Origin of the sequence: uncultured Selenomonas sp., assembly GCF_963528755.1 — a bacterium.
Lineage (GTDB): Bacteria > Bacillota > Negativicutes > Selenomonadales > Selenomonadaceae > Selenomonas.
Genome location: NZ_CAURXA010000006.1, coordinates 166,482 through 185,472, shown reverse-complemented (window position 1 = coordinate 185,472; position 18,991 = coordinate 166,482). Strand labels below are relative to the sequence as shown.

Below are 18,991 nucleotides of genomic sequence, written 5' to 3'. Positions count from 1 at the left end.
ACAAGAAAAGCGCTCTAACTGATTTTTCTCAAAGCCGCTTCGGCTTCCTCCGAGGATACAAGGATTTCACGCGGCTTGCTGCCGAGACTCGGTCCGATGATCTTCATCTCTTCCATCGTGTCAATCAGGCGGGCGGCGCGTGTATAACCGATGCGGAAACGCCTCTGTATGCTTGATGTCGATGCCTGCCCGGAACTCATGACAAGTTCGATTGCATCGCCGAGAAGTTCATCGGTCTTTTCCTTCGCTGCATCCTTCTTACCGTCATCGGTTTCCATGGCGGCATTTTCCGTGTACTCAATAATCTCTTGATTTTCCTCCATCTGCTGCCCTTGTCCTCGGATGAAGTCGAGAAGCCTCTCCACTTCTTCATCGCTGACGAAAGCACCCTGCACGCGCTGCGGTTTTGCCGATCCGACGGGATAAAAGAGCATATCGCCCTTTCCAAGCAGCTTTTCAGCGCCGCTCATATCCAAAATCGTACGCGAGTCAATCTGCGAGGACACGGCAAACGATATGCGTGACGGAATATTCGCCTTGATGATGCCCGTGATGACGTCGACGGACGGGCGCTGCGTTGCGAGCACGAGATGGATGCCCGCTGCGCGCGCCTTCTGTGCAAGGCGGCAGATGGCATCTTCCACGTCGTGCGGTGCGACCATCATGAGGTCGGCAAGCTCATCGATGATGATGACGATGGCGGGCATTTTCTCTTCGGGTTTCGCCGCATTGAAGCGTTCCATATCGCGTACGCCGGTCTCTGCAAATTTGGCATAGCGCTTTTCCATCTCCTGTACCGACCAGTTCAGGACGGAGGCCGCTTTTTTTGCGTCTGTGACAACGGGAACCATCAGATGTGGTATGCCATTGTAGTTGGAAAGCTCAACCATCTTGGGATCTATGAGGATGAACTTCACTTCCTCCGGCTTCGCTTTGAAGAGGATGCTCGTGATGAGCGTGTTGATGCAGACCGACTTGCCTGATCCCGTAGCGCCGGCAACAAGAAGATGCGGCATCTTGGCGAGGTCGGCAAAGATTCCTTGTCCTGCAATATCGACGCCCAAGCCGACCGTGAGTTTCGACTTGGCCGTCGCAAAGGCGGGCTTTTCCAAGACTTCACGCAGACGGATTCCCTCAAGCTCTTTGTTGGGCACCTCGATGCCGATGGCAGCTTTTCCTGGTATAGGCTCTATGCGCACGGAAAACGCCGCAAGACTCAGAGCCAGATCATCTGCCAGATTCGTGATCTTGCTGACCTTGACGCCGGGCGCCGGCTCAAGCTCGTAGCGTGTAACGGCAGGTCCGTGGCACGCATTGATGATCTTCGCCTTGACCTTGAAGTTTTCCAAGGTCTGCGCCAGAGTCTGCGCGTTTTCGGCAATTTCCCGCTCCAGCGCGAAGTTCTTCTTCTTGACTTCAGCTGCGAGTATTTCTTCCACTTTTGGCAGCTCATACGGCCTTTGCGTCGGCTGCGCTGCTTCTTCACGCGGCTTTTCCTCTGAGACGGCAGCCGGTATGGTCGAAGGCGACGGGGTTGTCACTGATGGCGCTGCAAAGGTTTCCTGCGGCAAGGTCGCCGTCATGGACTGTGTGGAAACTGCCGGCTGCATCATGGCGAGGCGCTTGTCCTGCACCTCCACTGCCATGGGTACGTCTTTTGGCAAAGGAACGACATCAAAGTCATCGGGGATTTCCGGCGGTGGCTCTGCGATGATTTCCTCTTGCTCTTCCGTTTCATTCGAGGCATATTCAATGGAAAAAGACGGCAGCTCTTCTGCTGTCTTTTCTTTTTCTGCTCCATCTTCCTGCTCTGTTTCTGCCAATACCTCGTTCTGATCGTATGTCTCGCCGAAAGCAAAAGATGCCGTCCCTTCCCCTGCGGCAGGAGGCTCAAGAGCCGTCAGAAAATCCCTCTCCTCCTGCGTTTGCGGCGTGACAGATGCTTCCTGTGCGGCAAAGGATGGAAAAGATGTCGGCTGTACATCTTCGCCCGGAGCGACATTTTTTGCTTCTGCTGCAAACGCCTGTTCAAAGGCTTCGTCTTTGTCTTGATTGTAAAACGAGCTTTTGATTCTTCCGCGCACATGTTCTTCAAAGATATTTTCTGCCTGTGTTACCTTCTGCTGGGCGACGGAGAGCGTATCCTTCGCTTTGACGATTCCTGCTTTCGCCTGCCGTTTCGTGCGCAGCATCCCAAGGGCAAGCGACCATGTCGTAGAGAGCAGGACGGCGACAACTGTACCCGTGCACAAGAGGATGATGGCTCCCGTCGCACCGAAAAACTTGCGGATGAAGAAGAGCAGGCCGCCGCCTAGAAGGCCGCCCGCATTCGGCAGATATTCGGGCAGGATTTCCGCCCCTACAGGTACGAGGAAATGATGGAGGATAGCAAGCAAAGAAACGAAGAGTCCTATGAGGCCGAAAAAGTGCGTGGAATAAACAATACCCCGATGCTTCGTCACATACTGCGTGCCTATGAGCAGTATGACGCCGGAGGCGACCCAAGCGCCCAAACCGAAAAGATATCGGAGGAATTTAGCGAAATAAAGACCGATGAAACCAACGTTCCAATCAAGCAGTCCCCCGATGGATATGAGGCCTGTGGCAAGAAGAAGAAGACCGATGATCTCATAGCGTCTGCCCTTAGGTGCAGTTGTCGTCATCGGCTCTTTTTTGTTTTTCGTGCGGGATTTCCTCTTGCTGTTCCCTCTATCGCTATTGGAACCTTTCTTTTTCAAAACGACATCACCTATCTAAAATCACAGCAGCCCGTGAAGGGCTGCTGTAAAAATCAAAACGACCTGCCTACAGAGGATATGCTTCTGCAGATAAATCAGTGTGCAAGAAGATGCTCGACGCGGCGCTTCGTTTCAAACAGGATGCGCTCTTCATCAAGCGTCAGGAGCTCGCGTTTCTCCATGAGAATGCGGCCGTCGACGATGACCGTATCGACCGAAGAGACATTGGCAGAATAGACGAGCAGAGATACGGGATCGTAACGCGGCACCCATGCGGGACTCGTCATATCGAAGAGGACGATGTCCGCTTTATAGCCCTCTTGCAAGAGTCCTACATCAGAAAGGCCGACAGCCTTTGCTCCGTACGCCGTCCCCATGCGCAGTGCTTCTCCTGCGGGCACAGCCTCGGGATCATAGCTCGCCACCTTGTGCAGCATGGCGGCAAGGTTTACTTCCTCAAGCATGTCGAGGTTGTTATTGCTCGACGCGCCGTCCGTACCGAGAGCAACGCAGACGCCTTCCGCAAGAAGGCGCGGCACGGGAGCGATGCCGCTCGCAAGCTTCATATTGCTGCCGGGATTGTGCGCGACACGGATGCCGTACTTCTTGATGATGGAGATATCTTCGTCATCAAGATGCACGCAATGCGCCGCCAATGTGCCGTTGTCGAAAAGACCTGTGGAGGCGACGTGTGCAAAGGGACGCTTACCGTATTGCTTGAGGCATTCCTCCACCTCCCCTTTCGTTTCTGACATGTGGATGTGGATTTCCGCTCCAAGCGACTTTGCTGCCTCTGCGACCTTGTGCAGATAATCGGGCGGGCACGTATAGAGCGCGTGTGGCCCGAACATCACGGTGATGCGCCCATCGGCTTTTTGATGCCAATTTTTGAAGAGCGTCACATTTTCTGCAAGCTTTTCGTCTGCATCGGGCACAACACCGATCAGGCCGCGCGAAAGAACGGCGCGAAGCCCTGATTCCTCTACGACTTCGGCGACCTTTTCCATATCAGGCCCGTACATGTCGGCGAAGGTCGTCGTGCCTCCCTGTATCATCTCGACGGCGGCAAGCATCGCGCCCCAATAGATATCTTCGTTGTGCATCTTCGCCTCGATCGGCCAGATCTTTTGCTGCAGCCAATCCATGAGCTTCATATCGTCCGCATAGCTTCGAAGAAGCGTCATCGAGGCATGCGTATGGGCATTGACAAAGCCCGGAACAGCGAGCCTGTCCGTTGCGTCAATCGTGCGCTCCGGCTGCCACGAAGCGGGGATTTCTCCGACTGCAGCAATCTTATTTCCCTCGATTGCGATATTTCCTTCCCGCACTGTGCCGTCCGGATGAAGAACATGCGCATTGGAAATCAATATTTTCATATCGTGCACCTCTGCTCAGGCAAGTCCGAGATAAGCCTTCTGCTCGTCCGTCAGATGGTCAATGGCTACGCCCGAAGCCTTGAGCTTGAGTTCGGCAATCTTCGTATTGATTTCGTCTGGCATCAGGTAGACCTTATTTTCAAGTTCTGCATGATGATTGAGAATATGAAGCGCTGAGAAGAACTGTACGCCGAAGGAGAGATCCATGATCTCCGCCGGATGTCCGTCGCCTGCTGCGAGGTTCACGAGGCGGCCTTCGGCGAGAAGATATAGCTTCCTGCCGTCCTTCTGCTTGAATTCCTCGATATTCTTGCGCACGGTACGACGCGATACGGAGATTTCCTCAAGCTCGGGGATGTTGATTTCCACATCGAAGTGACCAGAGTTCGCCATCATAGCGCCGTCTTTCATGACCTCATAGTGATGCTTGCGAATGACATCCTTATCGCCCGTCAAGGTCAGGAAGATGTCGCCAATGCGCGCCGCCTCGTCCATAGGCATGACACGGAAGCCATCGAACACAGCTTCGATCGCCTTGATGGGATCGACCTCCGTGATGACGACATTCGCCCCGAGACCCTGAGCGCGCATGGCGCCGCCTTTGCCGCACCAACCGTAACCGGCAATGACAACGGTTTTGCCCGTGATGCAGAGGTTCGTCGTGCGCATGATGCCGTCCCACGTTGACTGCCCCGTTCCATAGCGGTTGTCAAACAGATACTTGCAGTAGGCGTCGTTCGCCGCAATCATCGGGAACTCAAGTTTGCCCGCACGGGCAAGAGAATGCAGACGATGTACGCCCGTCGTCGTTTCCTCCGAGCCGCCGAGGATGTTCGGCAGAAGTTCGCGGCGCTTCGTATGCAGGATATTCACGAGGTCGCCTCCGTCATCGATGATGATGTCAGGCTTAAGGTCAAGAGCCTTGTCGATGTACTCCTCATACTCTTCGTCCGTGCAGCCGTGCGTCGCAAAGACATGAAGCCCATCTTCGACGAGCGCTGCCGCGATGTCATCCTGCGTGGACAACGGATTGCTGCCCGTAATGGCAACCTCTGCGCCGGCGTTCTTCATGATTAGAGCCAAGTACGCTGTCTTTGCTTCAAGATGCAGCGTGATGACGATCTTCTTGCCTGCAAAGGGCTTCGTCACGGAAAATTCTTTGTTGACGGCTTCCATGACAGGCATGAAGTTCTTGACCCAGTTGATTTTGTCATGACCCGACGGCGCAAGTTTGATGTCTTTGATCATTGATTCCATATGCGTTGCTCCTCCTAAAAATCGTTTCCTGCAAAGCGGCAATTTCAGCGCAGCAGTTTCTCCAAATAGAGGTAATCCGTCAGATCGGTCTGAAGCGGCGTGACGGAGATGTAGCCGCGCTCTGCGGCAGCGATGTCCGTTGCGTCGCTGTTTCCTTCGTCGAGAATCTCCCCGCCGAGAAAATAGCATTCCTTCCCGTCCACATCTTCCATCCTTTGAAAGGCATTGATGTAATCGCGGCGGCCAAGCTGCGTGAACACGAACTGCGGACCATTTTCGCCGAACTTTTTGGGAAAATTTACATTGTAGAAGTTCACTTTTCCCTCTTCGTAAAAGAGAGAAAAAAGATTCTCCTCCATAAGTCTGGCAGCTGTATCATACGAGATTTCGGACTTCATGTCGAGGGATACGGCTGTCGCCGTGATTCCATGCAGATACGCTTCCATCGCAGCGTTGGCTGTGCCGGAATAAAGCACATCCGTGCCCAGATTCGCTCCGTGATTGATGCCGGAGATTACATACTCCGGATATATATCGGAAGAAATCGCTTCAAGGTAAAGTTTCACGCAGTCCGCCGGCGTACCCTCGATCCGATATGCCGCCACGCCGTATCGCTCTTCCAAAGGGCGATACCGATCGAGACGGATGCACTTCTTGACCGTGATTGCATGGGACATGCCGCTTTGCTCAAAGGCCGGGGCAGCTACAACGACCGTATGGTGCGGCGAGAGCACGCGCACGAGCGCCTCTATTCCGGCAGCTTCTATACCGTCGTCATTCGTCAATAGTATACGCAATACATCCGTCCTCTCTATCGTTCATTCAAGGCGACAAGCGCACAGAGACCTTCATTCCAGGCTGTATTCCTTCTCCCGCCTCTTCGGGAACAGAAATGCGCACACGGACTTTGCCAGATACCGTCTCATCCCCCTCGTCTGCATCAGGTTCCTCTATATCCTGCACCGTACCCTGTATGTCGCGTCCGCCCAAGCGATAAGAAGCGAATTGCCCTAGGCGCACCTTCGTTTTCTGATCATCGTTCAAAACGGCTTCAATCCACAAATCCTTGGCATTGCCGATGTTTGCAAAGGTTTGCCCCGTGCTGACCTTGCTTTCAGCAGCGATGTCTTCGGCTAGATAGAGCGTTCCGGAAGCGGGCGCAATGATATCTGTTCCCGCTTTATCCTGCTGCGCCTTTGCCAAGGCGATTTCCGCCTGCTTCAAAAACAGTTCTGCTTGTTTGATCTGTTCCGGCGAAGCGGGCTGCAGGACGGTGCGATAGCTTGATGAAGGTGCACGAGCCTGACTGGAAGCAATAGCGGCATTGTAGGCGGCCTCGGCTTCATCGCGCTTCACGGCGCTGATAGCGCCCATCGCATAGAGCTCGTTCATTCGCTCCATGCGTGCGCGTGCCGCTTCTGTATCGACCGCAGCGCTCGGCGCCTCATTCACGACGGGCTGCGTGACAGCGATTCCTTTCTGCAAATTCTCCAAGCTTTGTTTCGCTAACGTGACATTTTGCTGCAACTGGGCGATATCCTCGTCCGTGACATTGACCTTGATGTGCGCGAGGACGTCCCCTGCCTCCACATGAGCGCCGTCGGCGACCAGAATTTCCGCTATCGTGCCATCTGCCTTTGCTTTTGCGGGCACGAGCGCACTTTTCACCTGGGCGTCTTCGAGCGTCACAACATTATGCGAGCGCTGGTAGAGCCAGATGCCGCCGATCGTGAGGGCAGCGAGCATCAATAGGCCAAGCAGACTGAACTGCAAAAATCGTATTGCCTTTTTCGTAACATCTATTTCCACGAAGATCACCTCTGCGCCATGGGAATCCCTCCAAGGAAAGTTTCCCGTCGGAACTGCGAACAGCGTGTGCAGGCACGAGACTTGACCATACAGTCGTGTTAAGCAAGCTGTTCCGCCAGAACCTTTTCAGCTTCCTGCAAAGCTTCTGGCATCTTAGCAGGCTCTTTGCCACCTGCCTGCGCCATCTCTTTTCGTCCGCCGCCGCCGCCGCCAACGATTTTAGCTGCCGCCTTGACCATGTTGCCCGCATGAGTGCCCTTTGCCACAGCTGTGTCACTCGCCTTCGCCACGAGGCTGACTTTCCCTTCGTGCGCGGCGGCAAGCACGACCACGCCGCTTTCCAGACGATCGAGCAGCATGTCGGCAATCTTTCGCAGATCGTCGATATTATCGGCTTCAACGATGCCCGAAGCAAAGGAAAGATCTTTTATCTGCTTCTTCTGCGCGAGCAGCATATCGACATCTCCCATGGCGCGTTCTTTCGTGAAAGAAGCGATTTCCTGCTTGAGTTTCTTGTTCTCTGCCAATGCGCTCTCAATATGGGAAACAAGTTCATCATCGCGACATTTGAACGCGTGTGCGGCTGCGGCGAGAGTCTCCGCCTTCTCATTCATGTAGTCGATGGCCGCCTTGCCTGTCAAAGCCTCGATGCGGCGCACGCCAGAAGCGATGCCCGTCTCGCTGATGATCTTGAACATGCCGATCTCGCCGATGTTCTTTACATGCGAGCCGCCGCAGAGCTCTATGCTGAAATCCGGCACAGAGACGACGCGCACGACATCGCCGTACTTCTCACCGAAAAGCGCCATAGCGCCGAGTTTCTTCGCCTTGTCGATTTCCATCTGCGCGATTTCCACAGGCTTTGCCATGAGAATCTGCTCATTGACCAGGCGTTCCACTTCCTGCAACTGCAGCGCCGTCACAGGCTCGAAATTGGAGAAGTCGAAGCGCAGGCGCTCGGGCATGACCAAGGAGCCAGCCTGATTGACCTGATCGCCGACGACGCGCTTCAACGCAGCCTGCAGGAGATGCGTTGCCGTATGGTTGCGCGCTGACGACAGCTTCTTCATACAATCAATCTGGATGGAAACATGGTCGCCAACCTTCAACATGCCCTCTTCAACATAACCGATATGATAAACCGTGCCGTCGGGAAGTTTCTTGGCGTTGGCAACCTGCACGCGGCCAAATTCCGTCTCCAAAAGTCCGGCATCGCCGACCTGACCGCCTCCTTCTGCATAGAAAGGCGTCGACTGCAAGATGATGCCCGCCTCCTCGCCGTCGGCAAGCTCATCGACGAGACCGCCGTCCTTCCAGATGGCGACGACGGTCGATTCCTTCGCATTCTCATCGACACAGAGATGTGACGTATCGATGCCCGAGAGGTCGGGTACGGCGACGCGCTGATTTTCCTGCCGCGCGGCACGGGCACGTTCGCGCTGCTTCTCCATCGCTTTCTCGAAGGAATCTTTGTCAAGTTCCATTTCGTTTTCATGCAAGATCTCGTCGGTGACTTCCCATGGGAAACCGTACGTATCGTAGAGTTTGAAGCCGATTTCACCAGGAAGCACCTTTTTGCCTTCTCGCTTCAAGTCCTCGATGTGACCGTTCAAGAGTTCCATGCCCTGTGCGAGCGTCGCCGCGAAGCGATCCTCCTCAATGCTGATAACTTTCTTGATGTATTCTTTCTTCTCAGCAAGCTCTTCAAAGTCCGCTGCACCCTTGTAGATTTCGGCAACGGCATCAATCGCGCCTTCCAAGAACTTGTCATGAATGCCGAGGATGCGCCCATGGCGCACAGCACGACGCAGGATGCGGCGCAGAACATAGCCGCGTCCCTCGTTTGAAGGCAGGATGCCGTCCATGATCATGATTGCCATGCTGCGCGCATGGTCAGCGATGACCTTGAGCGAGACGTCCTTCTCCGCATTTTCGCCATAAACGACACCGGATACTTTCGAGGCGTATTCGATGATGGGAAAGAGCAAATCCGTCTCGAAGTTCGTCTTCTTATTCTGCAGCACGGAAGCCAATCGCTCAAGACCGCATCCCGTATCAATATTCTTGTGCTCAAGCGGATTGTACTGACCGTCTTCCGTGCGGTCGAACTGCGTAAAGACGAGATTCCAGATTTCGAGGTAGCGGTCACAATCACAGCCGACAGCACAGTCTGGGCTGCCGCAGCCGCGCTCTTCACCAAGGTCGATGTAGATTTCCGAATCAGGACCGCAAGGGCCGGGGCCGATCTCCCAGAAGTTGTCATCGAGTTTCACGATATGATCCTGCGGGAAGCCAGGCTGCTCGCGCCAGATGGCGGCTGCTTCATCGTCCTTCGGATAAACCGTGACCCAAAGCTTTTCCTTCGGCAAATCCAAGACATCCGTCAAGAACTCCCACGCCCAAGGAATCGCCTCTTTTTTGAAATAGTCTCCAAAAGAGAAGTTGCCGAGCATTTCAAAATACGTCTGATGACGTGCCGTGCGCCCGACGTTCTCAATATCTCCCGTACGTACACAGCGCTGGCTCGTCGTGATGCGCGTGCGCGGAGGTTTCATCTTGCCCGTAAAGAACGGTTTGAACGGTGCCATGCCCGCGCCGATCATCAAGAGCGTTGGATCGTTTGCAGGGATGAGCGAAGCGCTCGGCAACCGCAGATGCCCCTTTTTCTCCGCAAAGAACTGCAAATACGCTTCGCGCAATTCATTTCCTGTCATGTATTTCAAAAGAACCTACCCCCATCAGAGATTACGTCAAGCTTGAACAAATTCCGCTTGGGATTCATTCGCTCGACCTCGTACTAACAAACAATTATAGCATAGCCTGACACGATTGTTCCAGTGTTTTCAATATGCGATGTCAAATATGGTCAATCAGCTGCAGGAGCTCCTCCTCCGTCAAGATTCGGACGCCCAGCTGCTCCGCCTTTTGCAGCTTGCTGCCAGCATTTTCTCCCGCGACGAGGCAGTCCGTCTTCTTGGACACGGAACTTGTCACGCGTCCGCCGTGCTGCTCGATCAGCTCCGTGATTTCCCTGCGCCCGAAATGACGCAGCGTACCCGTGACGACGAAGCTCATATCGGCCAGTTCGTCGCCCTGCGCTGCACGCTCTTGTACTGCCGTCGCGACACCGATCTGCTGCAGTTCGCGGCAAATCTTTGCATTGCCTTCGTTTTGGAAATACGAGCGAATGGCAGCGGCGCTCGTTTCGCCCATATCACGCACCGCGAGAATCGCTTCATCGGACGCATTTTCCAAAGCCTCCAAGGTCTTGAAATGCTGCATGAGAGCGGCCGCTGCCGCCTTGCCGATGCCGGGGATGCCGAGTCCCGTCAAAAGACGCTGAGGTTCATTCTTCTTTGCCTCTTCGATGGCTGCAAGCAGTTTATCCGTGTTTTTTTCCTTGCCGACAACGCCTTGGGCAATCAGCTCTTCCCGATGCTCCTTCAAGCGGAAGATGTCGACGATCGTGTGAAGGAAACCTTTTTCAATCAAGGCGGCGATGTTCTTTTCGCCCAAGCCCTTGATGTCCATAGCGTCGCGGCTCACAAAGTTCAGGATGTGGCTCTCCACCTGCGCCGGACATGCCTGATTGATGCACTTGACGTCGGCGGAATCCGCCTCTCTCGCAGCCTTTGCACCGCATACGGGGCAGCGATCGCCGATCTTGAACGGCTCTGTTCCCTCGGGACGCTTTTCTTTTACGACCGCCTTGATCTTCGGAATGATCTCTCCCGACTTGTAGACGACGACGGTATCGCCTACGCGCACATCGAGATCGTCGATGAAATCCTGATTGTGCAGCGTCGCGCGCTCGACCGTCGTACCGCAAAGGCGGATGGGATCGAACGTCGCCGTCGGTGTGATGCGCCCCGTCCGGCCGACAGAAAGCGTGATGCTGCGCACGACGCTTTCCTTTTCCTCGGGCGGGTATTTATAGGCGATCGCCCAGCGCGGCGCCTTGGAAGTAGCGCCGAGGCTCTCCCTTTGCGAAAAATCATTGAGTTTGACGACAGCGCCGTCGATGTCGTAGGGCAGATCGCCGCGCGAGGCGCCAATCTGCTCGATGGCATCCCAGACCTCCTCTGCCGTACGGCAGACGTGATAGGCATGAATGACCTTGATGCCCTGCCGTTTCATGAAGTCGTAGGCTTCGACATGCGTTTGGAATTCCTTGCCGCGCACCGCCTGCAGGTTGAACACGAAGAGGGACAGTCCCCTCTCTCTCGTGATGCGGCTGTCGAGTTGGCGCAGAGTGCCCGCCGCACAGTTGCGCGGATTGGCAAAAAGCTTCAGCCCGAGAAGCTGACGCCTCTCGTTGACTGCCTCAAATGCCGCCTTCGTCATGTAGACCTCGCCGCGCACCTCGAAGTAAGGCAGCGGCTCCTTGAGTTTCTGCACGACGTCTTTGATGACCTTGGCATTTTCCGTGACGTCCTCACCCTGCACTATGCCGTCGCCGCGCGTGATGGCACGGCTCAGCGTCCCGTTTTCATAGCGCAGGGCAAGCGAAAGTCCGTCGATTTTTTCTTCGACGACGAACACAGGATTTTCCATGCGCGCCTCTATGTCGCGCACGAAAGCTTCTATTTCCTCGCGAGAGAACACATCCTGCAGCGAAAGCATCGGCACGTCGTGGCGCACGAGCGTGCCTGCCGTGCGCTTCGCCGTGCCGCCGACCTTCTGCGTCGGTGAGTTTTCCGTGATAAGCTCGGGGTACTCCCTTTCCAGCGCCTTGAGCCGCAGCATGAGCTGATCGTATTCATAATCGCTGATTTCGGGATTGTCGTCGTTATAGTAGCGCACATTGTGGTGACGTATCGTGCGCCGCAGCTGTGCAAGCTTTTTTTTGACTTCTTGAATATCCATACGAACCTCAGACTTTCTCGATGGGAGCATACTTCTGCATGAGTCCCTTGATGCCGATTTGCGGGAAGGCGATCTTCAGCTCGACTTCTTCGCCTTCCCCCTTGACCGAGACGACTGTACCGACACCCCACTTGCCATGACGAGCCTTGTCGCCCGCACGCCATGCCACTTCCATGCTCGGGCGAATTGCGGCGGACGTGGCAGGACGCACCTCGCGAGGGGAAGAAGGCACAGGCGAAGGCGATGCAGAAGGAGCTGTCGTACGCTGCAAGCTTTGCAGAATCTCGAAGGCGGACTGCGGCCTCCCCATGCCCCGCGACTCTAAAAACGCGCTCCGCCCGAAAGCCTGTGCCTTTTCCAAATACGTTTCGGGAATCTCCGCGAGGAATCTTGACGGCGGATAGACATTCCCCTTGCCGTAAAGCGTCCGATAGCGCGCGTAGCTCAAGTAGAGCTTGCGTTCAGCGCGCGTGATGCCGACATAGCAGGTGCGGCGTTCTTCCTCGATTTCGCTCGGCTCAAGGAGCGTGCGCGCATGGGGAAAGATTCCCTCCTCCATGCCCACGAGAAAGACGACGGGGAACTCCAAGCCCTTTGCCGAATGAAGCGTCATGAGCGTCACGCGGTCGTCCTCCATGTTCGCTGTATCGACATCGGAGACGAGTGCGACCTGGTTGAGGAAATTTTCCAAAGTCGGTTCTTCCTCCGTTTTTTCAAACTCTCGCGCCACGCCGACGAATTCGCGCAAGTTCTCGATGCGCGTCTGCGCCTCGGGCGTATCCTGCTTTTCCAACTCCTTGATATAACCCGTATCGTCAAGCAAGGCTTCGATAAAGGAAGAAAGCGGCATAGCGGCAAGTTTGCCCATGAGGTCAAAGAGAAGCGCGGCGAAGGCTTCGAGCAGATTCTTCGTGCGCGTCTTGAATCCCATGGCTTCGAGCGCTTCGGGACTCGACAGGACATCGAAGAGGGATTCTTCACGCATGGCGGCATACTCTGTGAGCTTGGCGATCGTCGATGCGCCGATGCCGCGCTTGGGCACGTTGATGATGCGCAGGAGGCTCACAGCGTCAAACGGGTTGTAGAGGACGTGCAGATAGGCAATGATGTCCTTGATCTCCATTCGGTCGTAGAACTTCAAGCCGCCGACCATCGTATAGGGAATCCCCGCCGCCATCATGGCTTCTTCGAGGACGCGCGACTGCGCATTCGTGCGGTAAAGCACGGCGATGTCGCCATAATCGACGGAAAAGAGCGTCTTCTGCTTCTGCACGGTATCTACGACGAATCTTGCCTCGTCGCGCTCGTCATTCGCCTGATAAAGGGCGATCTTCTCCCCTACGGCGTTTTCCGTCCAGAGCTTCTTCGGCTTGCGATTCTCATTATTTCGGATGACGGCATTGGCTGCGGCCAAGATATTCTTCGTCGAGCGATAATTTTGCTCAAGCTTGATCGTCTTAGCCTCGGGAAAGTCCTTCTCGAAATTCAAGATGTTGCTGATGTCCGCGCCGCGCCAACCGTAGATGGACTGATCGGCATCGCCGACAACGCAGAGATTGTGATGACCGCCTGCCAGAAGCGTCGTGAGCCTGTACTGTGCGCCGTTCGTATCCTGATATTCGTCGATGAGGATGTAGCGGAAACGCTGCTGATACTTCTGACGCAGTTCGTCGTTATTTTCCAGAAGGTCGACGGCGAGCAGCAGGAGATCGTCAAAATCCAAGGCGTTGTTCTCGCGCAGCTTCTTGTCATACAGGCTGAAAAGTTCCGCAATCTTCTTCGCATGGAACGTATCCGCCTGCCGCGCGTAGGCGCGCGGGCCGAGCATGAGATTCTTCGCGTTCGATATGGCGTTCTGCACCTTTGCGGGAGCAAATTGCTTGTCATCGAGATTCAGCTCCTTGAGGCACGCCTTGATGACAGTCTTGGAATCTGACGTATCGTAGATGACGAAATTTTTCTTGTAGACTTCGCCCGCTTCAATCTCGCGCCGCAGAAAGCGTGCACAGAAGGAATGAAATGTGCTGAGCCAGACATCCTTGCCCAAGCCGCCGATCATGCGATCGACGCGCTCGCGCATCTCTGCCGCCGCCTTGTTCGTGAACGTGATTGCCAAGATGCTGTAGGGCGGCACGCCGTGTGCCAAGAGATTGGCGATGCGACAGGTGAGCACCTTCGTCTTGCCCGAACCGGCGCCCGCCATGATGAGCAGCGGACCATCGATATGCGCGACAGCTTCCCGCTGCATGGGATTCAAGCCCTGAAAAATATCCACTATATCAACCTCGCAAACATCAGCAGCATACACAGCAAAGGAAACGGCTGCCGCAGACATACTGCAGCAGCCGTTCCTGCCTTTTACAGCTCTCACTGCTTCTTGATCAATTTGACGGCTTCCGAAAGGGGCGGGATGATCTGCTTCTTGCGCGACATGACGCCGGGCAAATAGATATGCGTGCCGCTGGCATCCTTGTGGAACGCCTCGCCGATCAACGTCTTGGGCGATCCCGTGTAGAGCAGGTACGTCCCTTCGGCGATGATGTCCGTGACCATGACGAGGCTCATATCGTAGCCTTCCTTCTTGCAGACGTCCGTCATGCTCTTGACAATTTCCGCCTCGATGTCCATGACTTCCTTCGTATCCATGACGGAAATCTGGCTGACGATGATGCGGTAATCGCCAATCTGGAATTCCTTCATATCGTTCTTGGTGATTTCCAAGGGCGACATGTTGCCGATGCCCGACCCCGCCTTGAGCATTGCCATGCCATATTCCATGATGTCGACGCCGGCAATCTCCGCCAGACGTTCCGCCGTCTTCTTGTCGTAGGGCGTGCAAGTCGGCGACTTGAAGAGCACCGTATCGGAAAGGATCGCCGAGAGGAGCAGGCCTGCGATCGACGGCGGGATGTCGACATCCCTGTGCCAGTGCATGTTCGCCACGATCGTCGCCGTGCAGCCTACAGGCTCTTGACGCGTGAAGATCGGCTCGCTAGTCTGTATGCCGCCGAGACGGTGGTGATCGATGATCTCAAGAATCTTCGCTTCCTCGATGCCCTCGACTGCCTGTCCGCGCTCATTGTGGTCAACCAAGATGACGCGCTCGCGCTCCGGTACCATGAGCATGTCCTTGCTCACGAGCCCGACGAGCTTGCCATTTTCCACGACGGGATAATTGCGGTAGCTGTACTGCTCCATCGTTCCCTTGATGTCGCTCAAGAGGTCGAGCGGCTTGAAGGCGACAATCTCGTCCTGCATGATGCGCTTGACGGGGACGCACTGGTTGATGAGACGCGCACAAGTGTAGGTGTCATAGGGTGTATTGATGATGAGCATGTGGCGCTCCTCGGCTTCCTCGATGACGCTCGGCGACACCCTGCCGTTGCCCGTGACGATCATGCAGTCGATTCCCTGCTTCAAGCAGTCAATCAGAGTCTCGTCCCTGCGGTCACCGATGAGGACGACGTCGTGCTCCTTGACGACATCCTGAATCATGCTGATGCTGCCCGCCGCGATGCGCACATTGCCGCGAATCTTGCCGCCCTCATCGCCGTTGACGATGACCTCACCGTCAATGACGCGGATCACATCGCGGAAGGAGACGCCCGCGTCGGCGAGATTCTGCATGCTGAGTTCCTTGAAATAGCGCTGCGCGAGGTCGCTGACGGTCACGATGCCGATGAGCCGCTCGTCTTTATCGACGACGGGAACCGACTTCAGATCGTTTTCACGCATGATTTCACCGAGATGACGCAGGCTGTCCGTTTCTTTGACGACAGTCTTGCAGTCGAGCGTGATGTCCTTCACGCGCGGATAGAGATCGGTGATGAGAAGCGGCTGTTCCACGTGGAAGTGGTTCAGAGCAAATTTCGTCTCCTCGTTGACCTTTCCTGCGCGCGCCGGCACAACATTCTCGCCCATCGCCTGCTTCAGATGCGCATAGCCGATTGCGGAGCAGATGGAATCCGTATCCGGATTGCGATGCCCTATCGTATAGATCGGTTTCGTATTTTTCATCGAAAAGAAGCCTCCCGTTTTCAGATGATATATGATGATTTCCATTATATCCTACGATACACACGAAAAGCAAGCCCGCATCGGCAAGATAGAAATCATATCTTGCCGATGCAGGCTGCATGTACGATCTTTTTCTCCTCACCGTCGAGCAGGAGCGAGCGATGTAGCGCCGCCTCATCGAATCGCCCGACGGCGCACGCGCCCAAGCCCAGTGCCTGAGCCGTCAGATAGAGATTCTGCCCAATATGACCGGCATCGAGATAGATGTACTCGTAGACCTTGCGCCCGTACGTGCGAATGCCGCGCACAATGTCTGCGACCCAAAAGAAGATTGCTGCGCTTTGACGCACCATTGCCTGCTGCTCGAAGGCGGTGAGCACATCCTCTGGAGCATCTTCAGAAAGAGTCAAACGCTTCAGTGCATGTTCCACAGGCATAAATTGATAAAAGCCTGAGGGCACATCTTCTGCGTTCTGCAGATACAGCAAGGTCGTCAACGGATGGAGCGCCGCTGCCGATGGGACATTGCGCAGCGTGCGCCCTCCTTCTGCGACCATCTTGACGCCCTGCGTGCACCATAAAAGATAGGAAAGCTCCTGCAAAGACAGAGCCTCCGCCGTGTACTGCCTGCGGCTCGCGCGAAGTTCAATAAGCTCCAGAAAGTTGATTTCCCTGTCGGGCAGTAGGTCAGGTTCGGGCAGCGTCAGGACATCGCCCTTTCCCTCACACATCGGGACGCACGCCGTCCTTTCCTGTGAATTGGTGGTAGCTGCCGCCGCTCCTGCGGTTCATAAGCTCGACGAACAATTCATCGGGCACGATGTTGTGGAACGCGAGAAGCACGAGGCAGTGATACCAGAGATCGCCCATCTCATAGAGGATGTCGCTCTTTTCCATATTCTTCGAGGCGATGATGGTTTCCGCCGCTTCTTCGCCCACCTTTTTCAAGATCTTGTCCTGTCCCTTGTCGAAGAGATAATTCGTATAGGAACCTTCGACAGGATGAACGCGCCGCTCCTGGATGACGTGATAAACGGCATTGAGCACTTCTGCGAGCGAAGTCTGCGGCTCATCGCCGATGACGGCGACGCCCTTCTCGTCCTTGCCCAGCCTGCGTCCGCTGAAGCACGAATATGTGCCCGTATGGCACGCGACGCCCGCCTGATGCACGCGCACGAGAAGCGTGTCTCCATCGCAGTCGTAGGAGATTTCCTTGACCTGCTGCACGTTGCCCGAAGTCTCCCCCTTGCGCCAGAGCTTCTTGCGCGAGCGGCTGTAGAACCATGTGAAGCCCGTTTCCAAAGTCTTCTTCAGCGATTCCTCATTCATGTAGGCGAGCATGAGAACCTCGCCGTTTTCCTCCTGCACGATGGCGGGAACAAGACCCTTTTCGTCAAAATGTATCATGGAAATATCAATCGAAGTATTCATAATCTGACCTCCACTCCACGATTCTTCAGATAATCCTTGACTTCCCTTATGGTAAATTCGCCATAGTGGAAAACCGAAGCGGCAAGGACGGCATCCGCCTTCCCTTCCGTCAGCACATCATAAAAATGAGAGAGCTTCCCCGCACCGCCCGAGGCGATAACGGGCACGGGGACGCTTTCAGAAACAGCGCGCGTCAACGCGATGTCGTAGCCATCTTTCGTGCCGTCAGCGTCCATGCTCGTCAATAGGATTTCTCCTGCGCCCAAGGCGACGCCCTTCTTCGCCCAGGCAAGGCAGTCCATGCCTGTCGGCGTCCTGCCGCCATTGATGTAGACCTCCCACTCGTTTTCCCCGCTCTTTCGCGCGTCGATGGCGAGGACGATGCACTGCCTGCCAAACCGCTCCGCGCCGAGGCGCAGAACCTCAGGATCTTTCACGGCGGCCGTGTTGAAGGACACCTTGTCCGCACCCGACTTCAACAGCCTGCGGATATCCTCGGGTGTGCGTATGCCGCCGCCGACGGTGAACGGGATGAACATCTCAGAGGCGCAGGCCTTGGCCACTTGGACGATGGTCGAGCGCTCCTCGTGCGACGCCGTAATGTCGAGGAACACCAGCTCGTCCGCCCCTTCTTTGTCATAGCGTGCCGCCAGCTCGACGGGATCTCCCGCATCGCGCAGACCGACGAAATTCGTACCCTTGACGACGCGCCCGTTTCTGACATCGAGGCAGGGAATGATGCGCTTCGTATACATTTTACCCCTCCTGTCCGGCGATTTCAATGGCTTCCTGCAAGTCAAGCGCCCCCGTATAGATGGATTTGCCGACGATCACGCCGCAGACGCCATCAGCTTCCAACCGCTTCAGACGACGGATGTCATCGAGAGAATTTACACCGCCCGAAGCGATGACCGCCGCGCCGCTCTCCTTGGCGAGCGCGACCGTCGCCTCCGCGTTCACTCCCGTCAATGTTCCGTCACGGGAAATGTCGGTGTAGATGATGGTGCGAACGCCTGCATTGACCATGCGCTTTGCCAACTCGCCCGCTTCCACTTCGCCGGAAACGCCCCAGCCGTCGACGGCAACGATGCCGTCCTTGGCGTCAATGCCCACGATGATGCGTTCCTTGTACTTTTGGCATGCCTCTTTCACGAGTGCGGGATCCTGCACCGCCACGGAGCCGAGGATCACGCGATTCACACCGAGAGCCAGCACCTCTTCAATGTTTTCGAGCGAACGGATGCCGCCGCCAAGTTCAACAGGGATGTCTACAGTCCCCAGGATGCGCTCTACCGCAGCGAGATTCATCGGCTTCTTCGCCAGAGCGCCGTCCAAGTCGACAAGGTGCAGGAAGCGTGCGCCGGCGCTCTGCCACTTCATCGCCATTTCCTCAGGATGATCCGAAAAAACCGTCTCCCGGGCAAAGTCCCCCTTGAACAAGCGCACGCATTTTCCATCTCTTATATCAATCGCCGGAATGATGAGCATTCTCCCGCC

The 18,991-nt window shown here is 55.5% G+C and carries 13 protein-coding genes; all 13 read right to left on the bottom strand.

What is annotated here, in order from left to right; translation table 11 throughout:
* Window positions 1–14: 14 nt before the first annotated feature.
* Window positions 15–2,663 (bottom strand): DNA translocase FtsK, encoded by a 2,649-nt coding sequence (locus RWS31_RS08775; RefSeq protein ID WP_314597607.1) that lies wholly within the window; start codon window positions 2,661–2,663, stop codon window positions 15–17.
* Window positions 2,664–2,833: 170 nt separating this feature from the next.
* A complete protein-coding gene (locus RWS31_RS08770) occupies window positions 2,834–4,114 on the bottom strand; it encodes an amidohydrolase (RefSeq protein WP_314597605.1) in 1,281 nt (426 codons plus the stop codon).
* A 15-nt stretch (window positions 4,115–4,129) separates the two neighbouring features.
* A complete protein-coding gene (locus RWS31_RS08765) occupies window positions 4,130–5,371 on the bottom strand; it encodes an adenosylhomocysteinase (protein WP_314597603.1) in 1,242 nt (413 codons plus the stop codon).
* 44 nt (window positions 5,372–5,415) lie between these two features.
* Window positions 5,416–6,168, bottom strand: coding sequence for a 5'/3'-nucleotidase SurE (surE, locus tag RWS31_RS08760; RefSeq protein ID WP_294175270.1), 753 nt, complete (start codon window positions 6,166–6,168; stop codon window positions 5,416–5,418).
* Between the two features lie 25 nt (window positions 6,169–6,193).
* Window positions 6,194–7,180 carry an efflux RND transporter periplasmic adaptor subunit gene (locus tag RWS31_RS08755; RefSeq protein ID WP_314597601.1) on the bottom strand — a complete coding sequence of 329 codons (987 nt, stop codon included), beginning with the start codon at window positions 7,178–7,180 and terminating at the stop codon, window positions 6,194–6,196.
* 98 nt (window positions 7,181–7,278) lie between these two features.
* Window positions 7,279–9,903: an alanine--tRNA ligase gene (alaS, locus tag RWS31_RS08750; RefSeq protein ID WP_314597599.1), complete on the bottom strand. Its 2,625-nt coding sequence runs from the start codon at window positions 9,901–9,903 to the stop codon at window positions 7,279–7,281.
* Window positions 9,904–10,036: 133 nt separating this feature from the next.
* Window positions 10,037–12,046, bottom strand: coding sequence for an NAD-dependent DNA ligase LigA (gene ligA, locus RWS31_RS08745; protein ID WP_314597597.1), 2,010 nt, complete (start codon window positions 12,044–12,046; stop codon window positions 10,037–10,039).
* Window positions 12,047–12,053: 7 nt separating this feature from the next.
* Complete coding sequence (pcrA, locus tag RWS31_RS08740) at window positions 12,054–14,321, bottom strand: DNA helicase PcrA (protein WP_314597596.1); 2,268 nt, start codon at window positions 14,319–14,321, stop codon at window positions 12,054–12,056.
* Between the two features lie 92 nt (window positions 14,322–14,413).
* Window positions 14,414–16,063, bottom strand: coding sequence for a putative manganese-dependent inorganic diphosphatase (locus tag RWS31_RS08735; protein ID WP_314597594.1), 1,650 nt, complete (start codon window positions 16,061–16,063; stop codon window positions 14,414–14,416).
* A gap of 95 nt (window positions 16,064–16,158) precedes the next feature.
* Window positions 16,159–16,794 (bottom strand): SagB/ThcOx family dehydrogenase, encoded by a 636-nt coding sequence (locus RWS31_RS08730; protein ID WP_314597593.1) that lies wholly within the window; start codon window positions 16,792–16,794, stop codon window positions 16,159–16,161.
* On the bottom strand, window positions 16,787–17,494 hold the full coding sequence (gene hisIE, locus RWS31_RS08725) for a bifunctional phosphoribosyl-AMP cyclohydrolase/phosphoribosyl-ATP diphosphatase HisIE (RefSeq protein ID WP_006192378.1): 708 nt from the start codon (window positions 17,492–17,494) through the stop codon (window positions 16,787–16,789). The genes RWS31_RS08730 and hisIE overlap by 8 nt, the downstream gene beginning before the upstream one ends.
* Window positions 17,491–18,249 (bottom strand): imidazole glycerol phosphate synthase subunit HisF, encoded by a 759-nt coding sequence (gene hisF, locus RWS31_RS08720; protein WP_264919165.1) that lies wholly within the window; start codon window positions 18,247–18,249, stop codon window positions 17,491–17,493. Before hisF ends, hisIE begins: the two co-directional genes overlap by 4 nt.
* A 1-nt stretch (window position 18,250) precedes the next feature.
* The gene (gene hisA / locus RWS31_RS08715) at window positions 18,251–18,982 is read right to left on the bottom strand and encodes a 1-(5-phosphoribosyl)-5-[(5-phosphoribosylamino)methylideneamino]imidazole-4-carboxamide isomerase (RefSeq protein WP_314597590.1); all 732 of its coding nucleotides are present in this window, start codon (window positions 18,980–18,982) and stop codon (window positions 18,251–18,253) included.
* Window positions 18,983–18,991: the final 9 nt, after the last annotated feature.